The 19,651-nt window shown below is 37.9% G+C and carries 17 protein-coding genes and 1 other annotated feature; of the genes, 2 read left to right on the top strand and 15 right to left on the bottom strand.

Annotated features, from left to right (window positions below):
- Nucleotides 1–15: 15 nt before the first annotated feature.
- Nucleotides 16–372: a DUF2513 domain-containing protein gene (locus AAG186_RS04035; RefSeq protein WP_342622074.1), complete on the top strand. Its 357-nt coding sequence runs from the start codon at nucleotides 16–18 to the stop codon at nucleotides 370–372.
- Here AAG186_RS04035 and brnQ read toward each other — a convergent pair.
- The 5 genes from brnQ to AAG186_RS04010 form a co-directional block, all read right to left on the bottom strand.
- Complete coding sequence (gene brnQ / locus AAG186_RS04030) at nucleotides 369–1,694, bottom strand: branched-chain amino acid transport system II carrier protein (RefSeq protein WP_342622073.1); 1,326 nt, start codon at nucleotides 1,692–1,694, stop codon at nucleotides 369–371. The two genes, AAG186_RS04035 and brnQ, sit on opposite strands and share 4 nt — an antisense overlap.
- 46 nt (nucleotides 1,695–1,740) lie before the next feature.
- Nucleotides 1,741–1,970, bottom strand: a binding site (T-box leader).
- 56 nt (nucleotides 1,971–2,026) lie between these two features.
- On the bottom strand, nucleotides 2,027–6,610 hold the full coding sequence (locus AAG186_RS04025) for a polysaccharide lyase family 8 super-sandwich domain-containing protein (RefSeq protein WP_342622072.1): 4,584 nt from the start codon (nucleotides 6,608–6,610) through the stop codon (nucleotides 2,027–2,029).
- 107 nt (nucleotides 6,611–6,717) lie between these two features.
- Nucleotides 6,718–7,251, bottom strand: coding sequence for a DUF4256 domain-containing protein (locus AAG186_RS04020; RefSeq protein WP_342622071.1), 534 nt, complete (start codon nucleotides 7,249–7,251; stop codon nucleotides 6,718–6,720).
- Between the two features lie 12 nt (nucleotides 7,252–7,263).
- Nucleotides 7,264–7,719, bottom strand: a complete 456-nt coding sequence (locus AAG186_RS04015) for a CBS domain-containing protein (RefSeq protein WP_161636526.1) — start codon at nucleotides 7,717–7,719, stop codon at nucleotides 7,264–7,266.
- A 65-nt stretch (nucleotides 7,720–7,784) separates the two neighbouring features.
- Nucleotides 7,785–8,462, bottom strand: a complete 678-nt coding sequence (locus AAG186_RS04010; protein ID WP_342622070.1) for a DNA alkylation repair protein — start codon at nucleotides 8,460–8,462, stop codon at nucleotides 7,785–7,787.
- 119 nt (nucleotides 8,463–8,581) lie between these two features.
- Here AAG186_RS04010 and AAG186_RS04005 point away from each other — a divergent pair, with 119 nt between their 5' ends.
- The gene (locus tag AAG186_RS04005) at nucleotides 8,582–9,799 is read left to right on the top strand and encodes a sialidase family protein (protein ID WP_342622069.1); all 1,218 of its coding nucleotides are present in this window, start codon (nucleotides 8,582–8,584) and stop codon (nucleotides 9,797–9,799) included.
- Between the two features lie 43 nt (nucleotides 9,800–9,842).
- On the opposite strand, the gene AAG186_RS04000 is transcribed toward AAG186_RS04005, so the two are convergent.
- The 10 genes from AAG186_RS04000 to citD form a co-directional block, all read right to left on the bottom strand.
- A protein-coding gene (locus AAG186_RS04000) for an IS3 family transposase (RefSeq protein ID WP_342621362.1) occupies nucleotides 9,843–11,212 on the bottom strand; the annotation gives its coding sequence in 2 pieces (ribosomal slippage) (nucleotides 9,843–10,745 and nucleotides 10,748–11,212; 1,368 coding nt in all).
- A 78-nt stretch (nucleotides 11,213–11,290) separates the two neighbouring features.
- The gene (locus AAG186_RS03995) at nucleotides 11,291–12,229 is read right to left on the bottom strand and encodes an IS30 family transposase (RefSeq protein WP_342621390.1); all 939 of its coding nucleotides are present in this window, start codon (nucleotides 12,227–12,229) and stop codon (nucleotides 11,291–11,293) included.
- Between the two features lie 130 nt (nucleotides 12,230–12,359).
- Nucleotides 12,360–13,472, bottom strand: a complete 1,113-nt coding sequence (locus AAG186_RS03990) for a sodium ion-translocating decarboxylase subunit beta (RefSeq protein ID WP_342622068.1) — start codon at nucleotides 13,470–13,472, stop codon at nucleotides 12,360–12,362.
- 3 nt (nucleotides 13,473–13,475) lie between these two features.
- Nucleotides 13,476–13,799: a biotin/lipoyl-containing protein gene (locus AAG186_RS03985; protein ID WP_125164580.1), complete on the bottom strand. Its 324-nt coding sequence runs from the start codon at nucleotides 13,797–13,799 to the stop codon at nucleotides 13,476–13,478.
- 13 nt (nucleotides 13,800–13,812) lie between these two features.
- Nucleotides 13,813–14,082, bottom strand: a complete 270-nt coding sequence (locus AAG186_RS03980) for an OadG family transporter subunit (protein WP_125164581.1) — start codon at nucleotides 14,080–14,082, stop codon at nucleotides 13,813–13,815.
- Entirely contained in the window at nucleotides 14,079–15,476 is a 1,398-nt protein-coding gene (locus AAG186_RS03975; RefSeq protein WP_342622067.1) for a pyruvate carboxylase subunit B, read from the bottom strand. Before AAG186_RS03975 ends, AAG186_RS03980 begins: the two co-directional genes overlap by 4 nt.
- 72 nt (nucleotides 15,477–15,548) lie before the next feature.
- Entirely contained in the window at nucleotides 15,549–16,847 is a 1,299-nt protein-coding gene (locus AAG186_RS03970) for a 2-hydroxycarboxylate transporter family protein (RefSeq protein ID WP_161636530.1), read from the bottom strand.
- 9 nt (nucleotides 16,848–16,856) lie between these two features.
- Nucleotides 16,857–18,404 (bottom strand): citrate lyase subunit alpha, encoded by a 1,548-nt coding sequence (citF, locus tag AAG186_RS03965; protein ID WP_342622066.1) that lies wholly within the window; start codon nucleotides 18,402–18,404, stop codon nucleotides 16,857–16,859.
- Entirely contained in the window at nucleotides 18,401–19,294 is an 894-nt protein-coding gene (locus AAG186_RS03960) for an aldolase/citrate lyase family protein (protein WP_161636532.1), read from the bottom strand. Before AAG186_RS03960 ends, citF begins: the two co-directional genes overlap by 4 nt.
- Nucleotides 19,291–19,587, bottom strand: coding sequence for a citrate lyase acyl carrier protein (gene citD / locus AAG186_RS03955; RefSeq protein ID WP_125164586.1), 297 nt, complete (start codon nucleotides 19,585–19,587; stop codon nucleotides 19,291–19,293). Before citD ends, AAG186_RS03960 begins: the two co-directional genes overlap by 4 nt.
- Nucleotides 19,588–19,651 lie beyond the last annotated feature (64 nt).

Here is a 19,651-nt window from a genome sequence, read left to right as displayed (position 1 = left end):
AGAAGGAGGCATAATATGAAACTAAATATTGATTGTGTAAGAGATATTCTACTCCATCTCGATCACCCCGAACCAACCATCACCTTTGAAGCACTGTCACTGGGTGATTTGCAAAATGTTTATCAACAGCATGAGTGTCTTGATCATCTCCGTAAAATGCATCATGCACATATTGTAACCTTGTCACAATCGGATTCGGAGAATCCTTCAATTCAATTAACTCCAAACGGACGGAATCTTATCGAAGCTGTTAAAGATGATCGACTTTATCAGGAATTCAAAAAAGAAATCAATGAAAAGTATCCAATCTATACAGTCGAAATTTTTGCTTATGGACTGTTTGCATACCGTTCTACACGATATGGACTCTAAGAATGCACTGTCGTTGCATTCTTTTTTTTGTCTTTAAAGGAATGATACATTTGAATTAGGATGAAAGAAATTACTGCCGGAACTACCCAAGCCAAACCCTGTCCATTTAGCGGGACTCCTTTCAAAAGCGATCCATTCGTAAACACATACACATCAATGATTGAAACCATCGACATTAAGGTCGTGACACCAATTGTTGCTTTATATACTGAATGCTTGAGATCCGCAAACAATTCAAGAAAGCTCAATACAATAAGAACCATGGCAATTGGATAGATTGCTTCCAATAAAGGAACTGATATCTTTAAAATCTTACTTAACCCTAAATTTGAGGTAATAAAACTCCATATTGAAATCGCAATAACCCAATTTTTATATGAATACCTTGTTTTCGATGAAAAATACTGGCTGCACGACGTAATTAACCCCACCGAAGTTGTAAGACATGCTAAGGTAAAAATGATTGCTAATAAAAGAACCCCAACTGGTCCAAAAATATGCGTGATGATATGCGCAAGGGTTTGTGCGCCGTGTTCTGAATAACCGTATGCATGACCACTAAGCGCACCTAAATAGGCAAGAGATCCGTAAACAATCATCAACAAGACCCCTGCAAATAAACCGGATCGAACGGTATTTTTTACGACATCTGATTCTTCCGTTATTCCAAGACTTTGAATGATTTGCGCAATGACAAGTCCAAAGTTTAAAGCAGCAATGGTGTCCATCGTAAGATAACCATCAAGAAAGCCTTGAACAAAAGGTGTGGTTTGATAATTTCCAATTGGTGTCGTAAAACCATCAAACGGTTTTATAAAACTTCCTACAAACACAATAATCATAAGCACAAGTAAAAGGGGTGTTAGGACTTTCCCCATTCGATCTACCAATTTCGTCGGATTTTTAGAAATAAAATACGCAATCGTAAAAAAAACAAATGTAAATAAAAATAAACCAATTTGCTGATATCTTGCCAAAGAACCCAAGAAGGGTGCTACCGCCATTTCAAAAGGCAGACTTCCCGCTCTTGGAATTCCTAAAAGCGGTCCAATAGAAAGATAAATTAAAAACGTAAAAACCAATGCAAATTTAGGGTGAACTTTTGATGCAAGAGGAAAGAGGCCTCGATGCTTTGATATGGCAATCACCGCAAAGATGGGAAAACAAACCGCAGTAATATAAAATCCTGCTAAAGACAACATTGTGTGGGATCCGGAAAATTCTCCGAGAAACGGTGGAAAGATTAAGTTTCCCGCACCAAAAAACAATGAAAACAGTGTTAATGAAACAAATAATGTATTTTTTCGAGATAATTTCTGCATATACTTCTCCTTAATTCATAAAATAATCGACAAAAAAACCTCATCCACAAGGGACGAGGTTATCGCGTTACCACCCAAATTCCATACAAAGTATGGCTCTCAACGTACATAATAATACGCGTTTCGGGTAACGGGGAACAGCCGGTATCACTTACTTATTTCAGCAATACATCTAAGTGATGATTTTCAGATACTCTTGAATCATTGACTCTCAGCTAATGTCAACTCTCTGTGCACGCAACAAGTATCGTACTCCTTCACTATCGTAGATTTATTTTCATAATAATAATCAATCTACGGTGGCTTGTCAATACATAATCTCTCAAAAATATTTATTGATGTTTACGACGAGAATCCAAGAACATCAAGAATCCCATTACAATCATCACAAATACAAACCCTGGAAGATCAGACGCACGACCTGTTGAAGGTAAATGACTTTCATCATTTACACCATTGTCATCTGAATTTGATGTTTCATCGCCTGCACTTTCATTTGTGCCAGGCTTTTCATTCGGCGTTTCTCCAGGTTTTTCTTCCGGTTTTTCTTCCGGTTTTTCAGGTGTGATACCACCATTACCATTTTGATCTTCTTTTATCAATTCTATGGTTTGAGTACGTGTTTGACCATTTTGGGGATTTAGATCAAATGAAAGTGTTTTTATATTTGATGCTGAGCGCATCAACATGTTTTGATCATTTAATGAAATTTCAACGTCAATCGTATCAACAGATTGCGATGGATCACTAACACTTACAGTTAGCTTTCCATTTTCATAACGGAAAAGATAAGAACCAGGTTGAAGGTTTAATGAACGAATTGGTAAGTCTTCAATATCAAGATTTAGGTGATCTTCCTTAAAGACATTCACCGCAATAATCTGTTGTTGTTCATCATATGCTGCGTGCATTGACGCATCATTTCTTAAAATATGAATTGGATTTGCTTGACTCAATGATGCTGTTTCAGCTTGGTTGTACTGCGGTAAGATCATGACAGCGTAGGATGCATTATCTGCATGAGCTGAATGATTTTGTCGAATGGATACGAAATCATTTTCATACTCTTTATCATTACCAAACAAGGTATTAATCGATTGGTAGGTTCCTTTACGCGTTTCATATTCAAATGTAATAGGTGCCTCTTCTAAGAATACATAGCCAACAGCATCATGATAATGACTGGATTCATAATGAGCCCACATATTTGGTGTGACGGTCATTTCATGTTGTGAATCGGTCAAGACTTTACCATTAATTGAGAATTGATCTCCAAGACGTGTATCGATTATGCGATTTTCAAAAATCGTTTCAATCGTGTCTGGTGAAGTTCCATGAATGTTACTTCCCATTAAAATTACTTTATCGTCTAAGAAAAGATAGGATTTCTGTGCAGTAAGATCTTGTTGATTGAAGTTAGATTTATCGAGCTTCATTACTGCAGCACCATTAGCACCTTGTTCAACCCCACCAACAAAACTTTGGGGTGATAGCAATCGTTCTCCACTGCTTAAGGCGAGTTCACGCGTATCCAATGTTACACCTGGTAAACGATATGGATTCACAGTTGGCCAATAACTGACTCCGAACTGGCGATCATCATGGGTATAGAGGTAATACATACCATCTCCGGTATACCACCCTTGCCCATTTTCACCACTGAAGGACTCAAAATTAGCAATACGATTGGAGTACATACTCAATCCGAGTGTATAACGATCATGATGTACGGCAACACGATCCATCGCAGAGAAAATTGACACTTTCTTTTCAAGTTCAACAGGATCACGATCTGCACTTAATGCTTTTGTGATCTGTTCTGCATGTTTCATATCACGCACATGATCGAGTGGATTAATGGCTTTTTCGATTTTCGGATACCAAAGCGCTGTGACACTTTCCACCTTATCTCTAAATAAGTCAGGGGCAATCTCACTGACAAACAGAAGGTTACCGAGCATGCTGAAGCCACCACCATATGCACTGGAGGACTTCATAAGTTCAGGAGCACGCGACATTCCGCGTCCTTGAACCATTGCCATAAGTTGCCCTTCATGGAGCATACTGATAAATCCACGTTCTAATACAGGGAATAACGTTTGGTATGTTGATTCATCCAAATGCCATGGACTTGGTTGTAATAGCGTTAAAAGGCTTGATACCCCTTCTAAATAAACGGAACCGTATCCGCCTGTATAGGGAATTGTTTTATGTTGAACCATTGATCCATCTTCATAGATACCATCTTCCGATGTCGCAAGTTCAAATAAAGGAACTAAATCGTTTTGAAGTCGCTCTAGCTTGGAAACATCTTCACTTAATAAAGCGGTTCCTAACAAACTCATTGCTAAATCCGTACGGTTTGCTCCAGTCGCAATATCGCCTTTTTTACTCATCTGGTCAACTGCATTCGGTACATAGCTTGCCACAACCGCTTCTAACGCCTCAAGGCGTTGATGAGGAAGATAGTCTGCAAGTAAGATTAAACTATCGGTAATTGCTTTGGCACTACCAATTTGATAATCCCACCAATTTCCTTCAAAGACCGATTGATTTCCGTTATAATTAAAGACTTTATAAAGGTGTTCCATACCCGAAACAATTTCTTCATAAACATCTCGTTGTTGATAAAGAGCCGATTCTGGCATTTGATATGCAAGTACGACTGCTTTAAGATTACGGAATTGTTTTGTCATATTCGAAGATTTTGTAGCACTGGTGTTCTCCCAAAGATCTTCACGATAATCATTTGTTTTTTTCATACTACGATAGAGTGATTCGCCTTCACGAATAACTTTATCTTTAAATGAATCTTTAAGAGGACTTGAGATACTGCTATCACCAATATAGCGCGCTTGCCACTGATGAATCATCGATTGCATCGCTTCATTTTTTTCAGTCGCTATAACTTCTACATGAATCGTTTTTAAAAGTCTTGTTCCTGAGAAAATTTGAATCTCGGTTACCCCTTGTTTTTGCGGTAACAGTAATCCTTCTTCTGTTACATTCACGATTTTTTGATCTTTAGAAATAAATGTCAAATCACGATAGTTAGCATGACGGGGTGTTAATTCAAACTCAATGAAATACCGTTGATTTTCATCAATTTTAAGATTGTCTGATGCAACTGAAAGAGACTGAATCGGTAATGAGGTCGAATTCAAAACCGTCACGGTTACTTCATCATAAACACTTGGATCAAATGCAGATCGAACTTGAACTTTTGCGATTCCCGGTTTTAAACCAACAATCGATCCTTGATCAACAGTTACAACGGACGGATCACTGGATGACCACTCTAAAGTTTTTTGATTGATTGTCTTAGGCTCTGTGGAAACCGGTAAGAATATTTTTTGATTCAATGCCATTTCAAGAGCATTCGTATCCAATTGAATGGATGTTGCTCCAATTGGCTTTTCATAAAGCATTAAATCATCAAGGAAGTAAGATCCTTTCGTATTATGCATCCGGAATACCGGTAAAATCTGTGTCGTTTTATCATCAGTTGTGAATTCCACTTTAAAACGAACCCATTGATCGGAAGCATTAATGGTATCCGCATGGACTACACCTGATAATTTGTTGGCAGCATAACCATCAACTTGTAAATTAATACGAGCTTGAGGTGCATTCAACGTTTCAAGGTTTTCAGATTTAAACCATCCCTCATACACATACGTTGTCTCAGGTTTCACATCATAACGTTTTTGAGGTTTAAAGAAACTTAAAGCACTTTGATCATTACGCTCAAGATTTATCTTCACAGCATACGATCCATCTTTAACATCCGATTTAACCATTTCCGCACTGTAGTACGATGCATCGAGGTTTGAAGATTTATAGCGTTCAAAAACCCATGATTCAGGTTTTAAATCTTGATCCCAGAAACCAACATCCTGATGCCAATTGATTTGACTTGTGTTGCCTTTATTTGGAGCCTTAACGAGTTTTTCAAAACTACCATTTTCTAAAATATTTACGGCAAATAAGTTTGTATCTTTCGGTGCACGTACACTTACATGAATCGTTTTACTCAAACCACTTTTAGAGTCGAATACTGTAATCACACTGTTTCCCTCTGAAACTGCAGTCACAATCCCTTGAGCATCAACGGTTGCGATACCGAGATCACTGGATGACCACTCCAAACGATCTACAGGATAATCACTGGGTTCCACAATCGATTTAATGCTGGCTTGATCTTGAGGTGCTAAAGTCATTGCATCTTGCACCACATCAAGACTTGTAAGCTTAATATCCGAAGCAATTTCTTTTTCCTGCAATGAAATATTTTTAATTGAATACGATCCTTTTATAAATGAAAATTTAAATACGGGTAAAAAGTCTGTTGCGGATTCAATTTTAAATTCATGCTCGAAGTCAGTCCACGTGGACGCTTCAGGAAGTTCAAATTCTATTGAAGGTTTGATGATCGTATTTTGATTGTATTGATCAATGGTTAAATTGACGGAAGTGGGTTTTCCGTTTGCAACGATACTAAAATCAGTTTTATACGATCCTTTCACAATATAGGTTGTATTCGGTTTTGCCTTGATTTTTTTCTCGGGTTTGAAAAAAGACATTGGGGTTTGGTATTGACTGTTTGAAGAAACAGTCACCACACCTTGATTTAAATCTGCCTTATATTGAGAACGATCAAGGGATGAACCACTATAACGTTCAAACATCCACCCAAGTGGCTTTAGATCATTTGTCCAAAAGCCAATGTCTTTATTGTTTGTTTTATTACTTTCATCCATGGGCACAACATTTTCGGTCAATGAAAAATCAGAATTGACAAAATACTCATCTGCTGAAGCGGGTTGCCCAACATCCAACGCTTCGATACGTTGTTGAGTTGGGAACAACGTAATCGTAAGAAGCAGCGTGAGTAAAAACATAACGGTTTTTCTCATAAATGTAACCTCTTTCTTTTCAAGGTGATTATAAGGTAAACCGGTTAGGTTGTCAATTACTTTTAACATTAATCATTAAAAAACAGATTCTTATCGAATCTGTTCGTTTATTTTATTTTTAGGTATGTTCGAAATCCACGTGCTGCATAATAGGAATCTGCACCATTATGATAAATGAAGACTGTCCCATAACGATAATCTCCAAATATTGCGCCTCCACGATCACGAATGTTTTTTGGGGTCTTAAGCCATGATGATGTTTTCTTATCGACCACATCATAGGTTTGTAGAAATTGGTACAAGTTCTCATCCAACAATGCAACCCCTGCTTCATGCGCAATTTGAACTGCACTACCGCTTGGTTTGTTCTTTTTACGTTGTTCTAATGCTAAAGCATCATAACACAAGCTACGACGCCCAGAAGGACTCTCTGGGGCACTATCCATATAGAGCCATGAATGCTCTTCTACAACGAATAAATCTGGTTCACCATTCGTTTCTTCCATCCACATTAATGAATCCACAAATTGCGAATTGGATGAGATCACATCCAAAACATCATCCCAAACAATTGTTGGATGACGGTGTTCATTCATTTCAAAACGTTCTTGTAACGTTACAAACAATTCTTGTTGGTTCATGCCATACTCCCTCTATCCTTGTTTCATATCTTGATAATACATTAAAACCGATTTACGCGTAATAATTCCCATAAACTTATTACGGTCATCCACAACAGGAACAAAGTTTTGATCTAAGATCCGATCTAAAACATAACTCAGATCGACATCAATGGTCACGGGTGGATTCCAAGAATGACGCATAATATCTTTTAAATACACTTCTTCAACATCTTTCATATCGGTAATTTTTTCATGAATTAAATACCAAAGAAAATCCCCTTCATTAATGGTTCCGTAAAATTGACCATCTTCTGTAATGACTGGCATTGCGGTATAACCATGAAATTTCATCTTTTCCAATGCTTGCCGCACACTAGCGGTATTGGTAATATAGCCAATCAACCCTTTGGGTTTTAATAAAAATGCAATACTTGTATAAGGTGCTTCATTTAAATGTTTTGAATTAATATTATTTAATGTTGTCATAGTCCCATCCTTTTACATGCTTATTTTACCATGACTTCCAAAGACGTCTGTCAAATCACATAACATTACACATTCCGCTTCAAGATTGCATCCATCCAAAGGGGTGCATACGCTGACGTACACCCTTTAGAAACTTTCATCTCTTTATAGACACCACATGCTTCACCAATCGCATACGCGCGATCCACAAATTCAGGATAGCCAAAGCCAATTTCACACAACGCACGATTCATCATCCATTGCGTTAAAGGTTGTGCCTGCTCTAATTGCATTTCAATTTCATCAAGAACATGTATGAGCTCATCCTTGGATTTTTGCTTACGTTTAATGGCATCCACGACAAAGGTCCAATACGCCCGACCAAGTCGATCTTCCGACTCACTCCTTAAGCGTTCAATCCATGCATCTTTATCCTTTGAAAAAATAAGACAGCGAAAAATTAAATCTTCTTGAAGCGTCATGACGCGCACCTCATTTAAGAATTGAAACACCGTCGGTTCATCCAGTTTGTTGGGATCAAAAAGAAGCACAGCGAGCAATTGATAATCAATAATCCCTGACTTCCATAGGCATCGTGCCAACTCGTGTTCAAGCCCGATTTCTTTTGCCAGTTTACGGATAACGCCTAAAGGAATTCCCACCGTATTATCATCAGCGCCTTGTTTGATTAAAGTTTTACGACGACTCTCATTTTGAAAACGCTCCAAATCCAATACCACCGATTCATATGTCCATGATTTCATGCCATCACCTCTCTTCTCATTATAACGATGTATTCAACATTTGACGCGTCAAACGACCATCACACCTTTCACTTGATTTATCTTTACAAAGACGTATGCTTATTAAAAAAGGAGTTTTTATGTCAAAAAATATGAAACGCATTCTAGTTGGTATCCTTTGTGTATGCTTGGGTTACCTTTACGTTCATGCACAAGCACCTTCCCTTACTAACTATACAGTGAAACATCAACCAGGGATGACACCCCATGAAACCATGAATGCATGGCTCACAGGCTACTTACAAGCGCATCAGTCACGATGGAATCAAAACGATCCGTTGATTGATTTTACGATTGAATCGTTGGAACCTGTTGAACCCATCGGCGAAGATGAAGGTTGGTTGATTTTTGACGTAACGTTTACCGTTGAAGCAGGAAGACGTCCGGACAAACTCTTTCAAACACTACCCCTTCAAAATAATAACCACTACACATACCACCTAATTCTATATATGAATGTTGAAAACAATGTACTTAAATACCAAAATGATATGACAGAAAAAACGTATCGGGAACAACACTTCCCTACGACACCCAGTTATGAATCCGATACGCAAGCATCGTTTTACGATGATCAAAATATGTTTCTCCGTATCCGTGAAAACGAAAACAAGCCTTGGATTGAAACACCCATCGCGTCTGCAGACTTCACAACATCCTCTCAAGGTCATTTCAAAAATGACAAACGAATATTCAGTTTTAAAAACCATCATGAAGTTTTATATCAAAAAGACGGGAATGTTATTGTGGGTGGAACGATGGATGGTGGAACAACGTGGTCCTCAACAACAATCTTTGATGAGCCGCCTTTATCCATCATTACGGCAGGCTATCTTGATTTTGTGGGCGAGACCGGGATACTCGCATTATCCAGTCATGTTGCATTAAACGCAGAAATTGTAAGTTATCATTATACCTTGGACAATGGACAAACATGGACTTCACAACCCATACCAAACTATACCCATAAGATTACGGATGCATCCCTAAGTGACTCTAAAACACTATGGGTAACCCAACCCAATTCACCACACCTTTATCGAAGTCTTGATTATGGTGAAACATTTACTGAGGTTGCCTTACCCGCTCAAACGCTCAACGATACATCAATTCTCTGGAATGATATCTTTATTCAAGCAACAGCACCACAACGCGTGGATCATCACCTCAAAGTCCGCATCACCCAAAATAACGGAGACTACCGTCAGAATGCCGATGCAATCTTTATCAGTAACGATAACGGTAATACCTGGAACTTTAGTGAATACATCATTCCTCAAAAAGTATTTTTCAAATAAAAAAGACACCCGGTATTGAACTGCCCCCAATATCTTGGACGGTTTAATTAAGAGTTAAACTAAAGGATTGATTTCTGTACTGTGCAGGAGTCAGTCCTTTTAGTTTGCTCTTAATTCTTTTGTTATTATAATAGTCGATATATTCTTCGATTGCTATTGTTAATTCTTTAATGCTTTTGTACGTCTTTTCTAAACCGTAATACATTTCTGATTTCATTATGCCAAAGAAACTTTCCATTAACCCATTATCAATGCTATTCCCTTTTCTTGACATACTTTGAATTATGTCTTTTTCTTTGAGAGTTTCTACAAAAAATGCATGTTGATATTGCCACCCTTGGTCAGAATGAAATATCAGATCTTTAACGAATGTGTTTTGTCGAAATGCTTTTTCAAGCATGTCTTTGATTTGATCTAAATTAGGACTTGTAGAAACATTGTACGAAATAATGTATCGTCCACATGCATCTAGAATTGGAGAAAGATATAACTTCTTGTCACCGACTCTAAATTCAGTCACGTCAGTGAACCACTTTTCATTAGGGATGAGCGATTCGAAGTCCCGCTTTATATGGTTTTCTGCTACAGAACCTACCGTTCCCTTATACGATGAATATTTCCGTTTCTTGCGTATCAACGAGTGTATTCCTAGTTTCCCCATTAAGCGCAGCACTTTCTTTTGATTCACTACATGACCACGATTCTTAAGCTCCAAGGCTATTCTTCTATACCCATATAGTTCTCTATTTTCGTAGTAGATTTCAATAATTAAATTCATTAATTCATCATTCTTAAAATCTGTATCAACTTTTGAAACATAAAAATAGTAAGTTGATCGCGATAAACCAGCGATTTCAAGTAAGAGCTGTAAGGGATACTTCTGTCGTAGTGAGGAGACTGCCTTTACTTTGTCTTCTTTTCTCGCTCCACCCTTTGTTTCACTACGGCATTCAATTTTTTTAGATATTCATTCTCTGCTTCAACGTATTGAAGTTTTTTCTTGAGTTCTTTGATCTCTTCTTCAGTAGTTAAATTATCTTTATCGTTTGTTTTCTGTTTTGTCATGGAAGGTCTTCCTCGTTTCTTCTCAATGACATTATAACCGTTTTTCTTATAGGCTTGTATCCAATTATAAAGTATTCCTACAGAACTCAGCCCAATTTCTACAGCAGTTGCCGACATCGATTCGTGGTGGATCAAGACACGGGTGATTACCTCGAGTTTGAATTCAGGAGAATAATAACGGTTTCTATCCTTTCTTAAAATCTCAATACCATGAGTATCAATAAGACGCACTAGGTGATTGATAACACTCGCTCTAATACCATAGGATTTTGAAAGTGATGGAATTGTTTTTCCGTTCTTTCTTAACGTATATATTTCTATTTTCTCTTCTCTTGTTAACTTTGACATATAAAAACCGAACCTCCTCATCTTTGTTCAAGATTTGGGGTTCGGTTCATATTCAAATACCGAGTGTCTTTTCTTTTATCAAATCTCAACCGCACCACTTTTACTTTTATTAAAGTCTATCTCATAGGCCGTTTTGAAGTCAAATATTTTTCGCGGCATTGAGTTAATTTTGAAGCAAATATCATCAAGATATTGTTGCGCTATATCATACATTGATTTTCCTTTTGGTATAAACCTTCTCACGATTGCATTCGCTCTTTCATTGGTTCCACGTTGAAAAGAACAGTATGGATCACACTTATATAGTTTCACACCCAACCGCTTGGCTGTAATCCCTAATGTTTTAAATTCAAGTCCATTATCTACTGTTATCGATTTCGTTGTTATATTATTCTCTTCAATAAATTTTCGAATTAAGTTTGATGTGTAATAGTCATATCGATATTCTGCTTTAATAAGCCAGGTCATTCTTGAGCAGCGGTCTACAATGGATATAATCGCTGCAGATTCATGTTTCTTACCGATTATAGAATCGATTTCGAGATGGCCAATCTCGTTACGTTTCTCAATGTATTTAGGTCTAAGGCTAATTGGAAGTACTGTTTTCTCTTCCAAGTTCCATCTCAAGTGATTCATCATTCCACTAATTCTCTTTTTACGTTTTCGACGTTTATAGCACATTTTATTTGGTTTTATATCAAGTTTACCTTGATTAATCCAGTTATAGACTTGCTGCGATGAAACACACGGTTTATATGGATGATATCGTTTATAGTTACTCAAGCATACTTCTACCGAATGAACTTTAGGATCATAGTGAGAATGCAGATATTCGATTAGGTGGGAATATTTTTCTCGAATATCAATCGTTCGTTTCTTATAGACATTATTTTTATATCTAGAAATCGTAGAATGAGATATATTGAGTTTACGTGCTGCCTTGCGCATAGAGTAGCCGATGCTTAATAGAATATCAATTTGGTCTTTCATTTTTTTATCTAATTGTTTATACTTCATATGGGAGCTCCTTTTAGTCGGGTGGGCTCCTTTTATTATACAAAAACAACCGCACCTTGGGTGGTGCGGTTGAGATTTGAATTTAGGAAAAGACACCCGGTATTCAAATACCGAGTGTCTTTTTAAAACATTATCCAAAGAATGTGAGGAGTAATCCTGCAGCAACTGCAGAACCAATTACACCTGCAACATTCGGACCCATTGCATGCATGAGTAAGAAGTTTGAAGGATCTGCTTTTTGCCCTTCAACTTGAACAACACGTGCTGCCATTGGAACCGCAGAAACCCCTGCAGCCCCAATCATTGGGTTAATCTTATCTTTTATAAAGAGATTCATTATTTTAGCAACAATAACCCCTGAAGCGGTTCCTACCGCAAAGGCTACAAGTCCTAAAGCAATGATCCCTAAAGTTTGTGTATTAAGGAAGGTTTCAGCATTCGCTGTCGCACCAACTGTCATTCCTAAGAAAATTGTGATGGTATACATCAATGGATTCTTAGCCGTTTCAACAAGATTTGGAACAACACCGACTTCTTTTATTAAGTTTCCAAACATCAACATCCCTACAAGAGGTGCTGCACTTGGAACAATTAAAGACACTAAGATCGTTACAACAATCGGGAAGAGAATTTTTTCTTTTTTAGACACTTCACGAAGTTGAACCATTTTAATTTCGCGCTCTTCTTTTGATGTTAGCGCACGAATAATAGGCGGTTGTATGACGGGTACAAGCGCCATATAGGAGTAAGCAGCAACAGCAATTGGACCTAATAGATGCGGTGCCAATTGGCTTGTTAAGTAGAGCGCTGTAGGTCCATCAGCGCCCCCAATAATTCCAATACTGGAAGCTTCCATCACATTAAATCCAAGTGCAATCGCACCTAAAAACGCAAAGAAAATACCAAACTGTGCCGCAGCACCCAGGATTAAACTTTTAGGGTTTGATAGGAGTGGACCAAAATCAGTAGCCGCTCCAACCCCCATAAAAATCAGTGGTGGAAATAGACCAAGGTGAACCCCTTGATAAAGAAGGTTTAAGACACCCCCTTCTTCCATAACCCCTGATAACGGTAAGTTTGCAAGCAACATACCAAATGCAATAGGAATCAATAAATAAGGCTCATAGCCTTTTTTAATCGCAAGAAATAACAGTGCGCACGCGATTAGAATCATAATAAATTGTCCCAAAGTCATGGCCGCAAAACCCGTTTGATTAAGAAAATCAAATAGTATGTTTAACATATCTTAACCTCGGTAGGTCAACAAGTCTTGACCATTATCGACGACTTGTTTCTCAGAAACAAGCACTTGATCAATCACACCATCCTGATCGGCTACAATTTCATTTTCAAGTTTCATAGCTTCAATAACCATAACAGGTTGTCCTTTTGAAACGGATTGTCCTGGTTTCACAAGAACACTCAGTACTGAACCTTGAATGGGTGCTTTCAATGCAGAACCAGAACCGCTTGATGCGATGGGTGTTGAGGCTGTTGGCTCAAAATCTCCAACTTTTTCAATTTCAACCTCATAAACTTTTCCATCTACAGATACTTTATATTTTTCCATTCATATCTCCCTTCTACTTAACTCTCTTAATTGATTTAATACGAATATTTTGAGCTTCATTTCCTTGAGCTAAACAACTTACGACCAGTTTCGCAACCAGACGGTGTTCTTCATCGTTCTCGTCGACGCCATGTTGTATTGGCGCTTCCGGTTTATCAAATTTTGATAAAACTGCCGTAAAGCCTTGAAGTACAAGCGCTAAGAGTAAAAGAATTACAAATACGACAAGCATCGAAAATAAACTCACGGTTAATCCATCTAAAAATGTAAAGGTTGGAATCATATTGTTTCCCCTCCATCAAACATCTTAAACTCGATAACATCAGGACGTGCTTTCGGTTCTTCACCTTCTAAAATAGCATTTTGCGGGAAAAGAATATAGGATAATACTTCCTCTTCCAATGCTTCCCGTCCTAATTTCGCTTCAAGTTCGACTTTATTTGCTTCAAAGACACTTGGCATGGATTCCACAGGTTGCTTTTCAACACGTTTTTCATCCTTCAAAATAAGATTGATTACATCTTCATTAACTGGTCCTGGGAATGTGCCATAAAGTCCCATTGCATAGTCTTTAATCTCCTTAGGTACCATTTTATAACGTGTTCCTGTTAATACATTTAATACCGCTTGTGTCCCTACCATTTGTGAAAGTGGTGTTACTAACGGTGGGTAGCCCAAATCTTCACGAACCTTTGGAATTTCTTTAAGAACCTCTTCGTAACGATCGGATGCTCCTTGATCTTTTAACTGACTCATCAAATTACTAAGCATTCCGCCCGGTACTTGATAGGTTAAAATATTGGGATTAATCATTAATGCTTTCGCAGGATATTGACCACTTGCAATGTATTTAGTTGCAAGTTCATTTGCTTCTTCGTATGCGCCTTGTAAGGCTGTGTGTGTAATTGTTGTTTCACGATTTGTAACATGTGCTGTTTCAAGCAATGTTTCCAATGCGATATGGGATGTCCCATTTGAAAACGGTGAGATACAACCATCCACAATATCGACGCCTGCCTTCATCGCTTGTTCAAAAACAAGACTTGATAGACCGGTGGTTGCATGTGAATGAAGGTTAATTGGAACATTAAGTTCATCTTTTAAACGTTTTACAAGTTCAAAGGTAACGTCCGGTAATAAAATCCCTGCCATATCTTTGATACAAATAGAATCAGCTCCAGCATCTACCAATTGTTTTGCATACGTAACATAATAATCAATATTATGAACGGGACTTACCGTATAAGAAATTGCACCTTGACAGTGCCCACCATGTTTTTTTATAAAGTAAATTGCATTCTTAACATTTTCGATATCATTCAAAGCATCAAATACACGAATGATATCAATACCATTTTCAAGACTTAAACGAATAAAGCGTTCTAAAGTATCGTTATCATAATGGTGATATCCTACAATGTTTTGACCTCGTAACAACATTGAAAACGGTGTATTGGGTGCAACACGTTTCATATCTCTTAAATTTTGCCATGGACTGCGTTTAAAGAAACGAAGCGCACCATCAAATGTGGCCCCACCCCAAACTTCAAGTGAATTCAAACCAACTTTGTCCATCTCGGCTAAAATTTTAAGGATGTCTTCATGTTCCATACGGGTTGCAAGTAACGATTGATTTCCATCACGTACCGTTACATCATTAATTTTAATTGTTTGCATAGATCTCCTTTCTGAACTATTGCATTACGGAATGAAAGAGAGACTTTATAGCCTCTCTCTTTCCATCATTCATTACATAAAGATTGAGAATAATATGGATCCAATGATGAGCACGATCGCCCCACCCAGACGGGAGGATAATTGTGCGTAAGCCATAAGACCCATACGGTCTCCAGCTCCAAGAACAGCAAGGTCACCAGAACCTCCACGGTTTGCCATACATAAACCAGCTGTAATCGCTGCATCAATTGGGTAGAATCCTACAAACCAACCAACGATTGCGGAACCAAGTGTTGCACCTACAACAATTGCAAGAGCAAGAATGACATTACTGAATGATAATGCAGCTGCAAGTTCTCCAAGGTCTAAATCAACACCAACCCCAACCATGATAATTAATACAAGGTATTTTGAGAAGAATGATTGAAGACGTTTTGCACCTTCACGAATATTTTGAGGAACAACACCTGTTGCAGCTAAGATAACCACAAAGATAATCATGTAAGCAAGGTTATGAATCTTAACCCCAAAGATACTTGGTAAGATTAGTTTACTCATTAAGAATCCAAAACCAAAGCAAGCAAGACCTAATACAAGTCCAGCAGCAACATCTTGAAGTGTTGGATCATATTTTTCATCTTCTTTAACAAGTTCTTCAGATTCATTACGTAAGATTGTATTCTTGTTTCCGGTTAAATTAGGACGTAATTCACCAAGACGGTCAAGTAATGATGCCATCATGATTGCAAAGATATTTGCGACTGTAAGAATAATGATTGCGAATTGGTAGTAGTTTTCACTTGGAAGACCCGTAACATCCGCATACATTTGTGATAGTGGAACTGCTCCACCACCATTACCACCACCCATTACAGGTAGAACGTAGTTTAAGATAATATCTTGTGGTGCTTTACCAAATAGAAGTCCCACAACAGCTGCAAGTAAGAATGCGCCTAACAGCCCTCCAAGGATTGCAGGAATGTACCCTACAAAACTCTTAAGTAAAACTTTACGATCAAGTGATAAAACACTACCAGTAATTAATACAATAATAAATAAGTTTAAGAAGTTTACTTTTTCTGTAAAGTTTCCAATTGATTCGACATATACTTCTGGAAGAATGTTGAAGTATACCATTGCGGATGTTCCCAAGAACGCAAGAACAATTCCTCCCCCAACATATTTATTCCAAATTGGGATACGTTTTCCAATTTCATAAAGTGGAATACCGATTGTAAACATAACTAATAGTGTTGCTGGCATATCGGTTCCGAAGGTTTCTGTAAAAATTCCAAGTGCACCGATTGCAAGGATTGCTAGCATAATTGGCCATTGAATCCCATAAAACTTAAGTTGTTTTTTCTCTGACATAATGTCCCCCTAGATGTTTTTTACTTGACGAATCACGTCAATAAGTGTTCCATCGCGATATTCTACTAATGCTACGACATTATCCTCAAACTCAATGTCTGCAGGTTCCCCTACAATGTCGTAAGCCATATCACGCAACGCTTCAATTGTAACTAATGGTAAATCTGTTTTCTTTAGTGCTTCAAGAATATCAGGTCTTGCTGGATTAACCGCAACCCCATAATCGGTAACAAGAATATCAACACTTTCTCCTGGTGTTGTTACGGATGTTACAGATGTACGTACAGTCGCCAAACGACCACGAACTAATGGTGAAACAATAATACAGCACTTCGCACCTGCTGATGTATCAACATGGCCACCTGGTGCTCCTTGAATGGTTCCATCGGAACCAACAACAACGTTAACGTTGAAATCAACGTCAATTTCAAGTGCTCCTAGAATTACATAATCTAATTTATTAACATATGCACCTTTATTTAAAGGGTTTGCATATTCTGAAGTTGAAATTTCAAAATGATTTGGTGTTTCATGCACTGATTCAACACTTGCGATATCAAAATCTTGTGTATCTGCAATTGCATGAATATAACCTTCTTTAAGCATATCAACCATTGGTTTAACGATACCACCTAAAGCAAAACTCATTTTAATATCTTGTTCTTGCATCGGTTGTTTTAAGAATTGTGTTACCGCTAAACTTGCACCACCAGCTCCAGTTTGGAAGGAGAAGCCGTCTTTAAACCATGGCGTGTTTACAACACATTTGGTTGCATATTCTGCAATCATTAATTCACGTGGATCTTGTGTCATACGAATTGCATTTCCTGCAATTTTTGATGAGTCTCCAACTTTATCAACCTCAACAACATAATCTACATCAATTCCTTTAATTGAATATGGATTATTTGGGTAAGGTACAAGCGTATCTGTAATCACGACAACTTTATCAGCATAACGTGCATCCACATCAGAGTAGCTAAGAACACCACAATCTGCTTTTCCACCTTTACCCGAAGCGTTTCCGTATACATCACTTGTTGGTGCCCCAATAAAGGCAACATCAATTTTAACTTGTCCGGTTTCAATAGCGCGAACGCGACCACCATGTGAACGAATTAATGCTGGATTTTTAAGTTTTCCGGCAGAAATTGCATCCCCAATTTCATCACGAACACCTGAAGATGAAATGGTTGTAATCGTACCATCTTCAATTAATGGAACAATTGAAGCATGTGCTTTCCCTAAAGAAGAAGCGCAAAGATAGAGATCCTTAATTCCCATATCTTTAATTACTTCAAAGACCATTGCCGCAATGTAATCACCATTTCTAAAGTGGTGATGGAATGAAATACACATACCATCTTTAAGCCCTACTTTTTCAATGGCTTCACGAATGGAAGCTAAAACTTTTGAATCATGTGGGTTTACTTGAGCTTTAATGGTTGGTGCAGCTTTTGTATACTCATAATTATCACGATAATATTGACCTTGGAAGGCTTCAACACCATCTACTAGAAATTCATCAGGAATTATACGATTTACTTTGTTTTTCATATTAAATCCCCCTTATATACGCCTGCTGCTTGTGCGAGTTCAAGGGTACGTTTCGCCCCTTCAACATGGGCAACGTCAACCATTTGTCCATCAACAATAAGAACTCCAATACCTTTGGCAGCACTTTCCTTAACACCTTCTACAATATGCAGAGCATGTTCAATTTCTTTTTGTGTTGGTGTAAAGACTTTATGGATTGTTGCAATTTGTCTTGGTGAGATAATTGACTTCCCATCAAATCCCATGTCTTTAACCAATCGTGTTTCTTTTTCAAGACTCTCAAAATCACTTAAATCTGTATGAACCGTGTCAAATGCCATGATTCCCGCTGCACGTGCCGCAATCACAAGCATTGATCGAGCCATGAAAAGCTCTTCCCCAGTTTTTGTACGTGTAGCGCGCATTGTACGGGTAAAGTCTCCAGCACTTAATGCAACCCCCATCATACGTGGGCTCGCTGTACAAATTTCATAAGCGTTGATCACTCCAAGTGGTGATTCAATGGCTGCCATTAACATTGTTGATCCCACTTCACGACCAAATTCTTTTTCTGCTTCCGCCATTAAGCGTTCCACATCATAGATTTCTTCTTTCGTTTCGGTCATCGGTAAACGAATCCCTTCACATCCTCCAGCAATTGCTGCACGAATATCTTCATGATAATACGGCGTTGTTGCGGGATTAATACGAACCCAACGTTCCACGCCATGATAATCTACTGATTTTAATGTATGGTAAAGTTGAACACGTGCTGAATCTTTTTCACTTTCCGATACCGCATCTTCTAAGTCTAAAATGACACAATCTGGCTTGTAAACATAAACATCCTTCACAAGTGAAGCACGTTGTGCATTTAAGAACATCATCGTACGTCTAATTCTATTTTTCATAATTTAGACCCCCAAGGTAGGTTCTCTACTGTATCGCTTGCACGAAGAACAGCAGTTTGTACGCGTGCTTTGATTGTACAATCTAAAGCACCTTGATCTTGAACGACAATTTTCGCATCCTTGACTTCCAATGTGTCTAAGACTTCATGAACCGTTTCAAGAATCTGAGCGCCATATTGTTTAATGACACTACTGTTTAATTCTACAGAGACTCCATCTGTAGAAGGTTCCACCATAACTTGTACATCACTTGATTCCAATGTACCAGCTATTGCGCTGTGTTTTATTTCCATCTCTTCTCCTTCCTCCTATATCACAAACATCACACTTGTAACATAGGTTCCTGTACTTAATTAA

The sequence above is a fragment of the Erysipelothrix sp. P66 genome (assembly GCF_038682365.1).
In the GTDB taxonomy this organism is placed as follows: domain Bacteria; phylum Bacillota_I; class Bacilli_A; order Erysipelotrichales; family Erysipelotrichaceae; genus Erysipelothrix; species Erysipelothrix piscisicarius.
Note: the sequence above shows the minus strand (reverse complement) of the source record. Positions and strands in the feature narration are given on the sequence as shown.